General features: G+C 62.6%; 1 protein-coding gene. It reads left to right on the top strand.

What is annotated here, in order from left to right:
* Nucleotides 1–2,177: relaxase/mobilization nuclease domain-containing protein (locus tag EN993_RS34645; RefSeq protein ID WP_164758016.1), on the top strand; the 2,177-nt coding region annotated here is incomplete at its 5' end.
* Nucleotides 2,178–2,424: the final 247 nt, after the last annotated feature.

The raw sequence follows: 2,424 nt of genomic DNA, 5'->3' as shown, positions 1-2,424 counted from the left end.
GTGTGAAGCGTGAGGACCTGGACGATGACAAGTCTCTGACGGGCGCCCGACGCGAGGCCAGCGAATTCCAGGCGATGAAGAGTTATGAGCGGACCGGTGGCGGCGGACGCCTCGGGCAAGGGCACGCCGGCTCGATGGTCAGTGGCGGCAGGAACCCTCCTCGTTCGTCGCCGGGAGGGACAGGAGTGGTCGGGAGCTCCGTCTCCAGCAAGACTCCGAAGTCCGCCGCGGCTGCGAGCTCGGCCAAAGCCGCTAGCGCCCCGATCATGGTCTATGGCGCCACGCTTGCCGGTTTTCGGCCGGAAGAGGAGGAGGACTGGAAGCGGCGCGGTGGTGGTGGCAGCCGTGGTGCGGGTCGCGCAAGCGATCCAGGCCGAGCAGCGCGGGTCGCCTATCAAGCGCGGGCCGTGGCGGCGCGGGCAGGCTATGCGGCGGGCGCGCAGCCTGCTGTGTTCAAGGTCATGCCCAATCCGCCCTCGACCAAGGAAGCCGCCGCTCGGCTGCTCAATTACATTGGGAAGCGCGACGACGAAAAAGGCGAGAAGCACGACATCGAGATTTTTGACGAGGATGGACAGGTCCTTGCGAGAGGCGGCGCACGAAAGGCGTTCCTGGAAACGTTTTGCGAGACGTTCGAACCGCCCTTGGAAAATACCAATTTTATCGAGGTTCGTTTCGAGCTCGCCGGCGAGGTCACCGGTGCCGTCCTGAGCGAAGCGTTGAACAAGGCCTTCCGCGCAAAACCGTTCATCTATGCACAGGATGGACAGACGGTGCAGGTTTATGCGCACACCGATGAGCGGGCAGGGCCGCTCGCCAAGGTGCTTGCCGGCGGTCGGGGGAATTCGCGCAGCAAGGCGCTCGACAAGATCGAGGCGCGGTTGTCCGAGGCCATGGGCGCGGCGGGGGTGGTCGCCAAGGCAGAGGTAACGGCGGCCGTGAGCCGCGAACCCAAGGCGAAATATTTCCTGCAGAAGTTCATCCGCACCCACAACCAAGTCCGCCACGCAAATGGCGAGCCTGTACCCGGGGTGAAGAATTCCACCAAGGCGGCGGCTTCGGTCTATGAACAATGGCGCCCGCAGTTTTCGGGGCGTGCGCGCCGCAATGCCTATCACCTGCTTTTTTCGGCAAGAGCCGGCACCGATGCCAACGCCGTCATGGCCGCGGCGCGCGCCGTGATGGAGGATCGCGCGCCAGGATACAAGTTCGTCCTGGCGCATCACAAGGACACCAAGCACGTCCATATCCACGCGATGGTGCAGGCACGGTCAGCCGACGGTGAGCGCCTGAAATTCTACAAGCCAGATCTGGTCGCCTGGCGCGAGGCCTTTGCGGAAAAAGCACGCGAGAACGGCATCGCGATGGTGGCGACGCGGCGCATGGATCATGCGATGACGCGGCCCTTCACGAAGGAGCATGCCGGAGCCTACAGCCGCGCCCAGAGCGATCCGCGCTACCAGGTCAGCGCAAGGACGATCGAGCGGGTGGAGGCGAAGCGGCAACGCCGTTTGGATGGACAGTCCCTTGTGGTGAACGGCGATGCAATCGCTGCCGCATGGCAAAAGACTGTGACGACGATGCGGACCGCGGGCGTGGTCGGTCAGGCTCTCACGGCAGCGGAGTCGATCGGCAACAATTTTCTGCGGTTCCGTCGCGATCGAGCAGGGGAGGGGCAGCCAGGTCCTGCCGCGGGTCGCGGAGCTGATCAAACGGGTCAGAAGTCTTTCCTGTCTCATCCCGGTATGAGAGAATTAAATGCACTGATAGGAGATTTGAACATGGCGCAAACCCCCTTGGAAATGCGGCGTCAGATGGCCCGCGTCAATCAGGCTCTGGACAACATGCGCGAGACGCTGCCGCCGGCCCATCAAGGACAGTTCGAACAGTATCGTGAAGAGGTCAACGACAAGATGCACGACCGTCTCGCACGGCTGCAATTCGAGCGGCAGCAACAGCGTCGTGGTGGTGGCAGTGGCGAGCCGATCCCCGAGCGCGAGGCGCGAGGGCAAGACCTTCCAAGTCGGGACGATCCCCGCCAGCTGGAGCAGCCGCGCACTGGCACCGAGCAGGAGATGAGAGCCAAGCAGAAGGACGCCAACAAGCAGAAGGCTCATCAGGCGGAAGAGCAGGACCGCAAGACGCAGCGCTCGAACGATAACGATTATGAGCGCTGAACAAGGGCGTACCTAGCGTCCTCGCGAGGCGGCCTACCAAAACGACGCATTCGTCACAGAATGATCAGGCTGCATGGCAGTAATGCGCCTTCTTTAGGTCTTTCAAGCTACCTCGCCGATTTCCCAAAAGCAGTCGATCCGCTGAGCGGGCCGAGCCGATTGCTAACTGCGTGAGAGATCGAAAGACCTTCTACGCCCCCGCAGATTACCCCGAAACCAACAAGTGTCTGAGGAGACAACTCCCATG

It is taken from the genome of Mesorhizobium sp. M7D.F.Ca.US.004.01.2.1 (genome assembly GCF_003997785.1).
Classification (GTDB): Bacteria; Pseudomonadota; Alphaproteobacteria; order Rhizobiales; family Rhizobiaceae; genus Mesorhizobium; species Mesorhizobium loti.
This window is presented reverse-complemented; position numbering and strand designations above follow the sequence as displayed.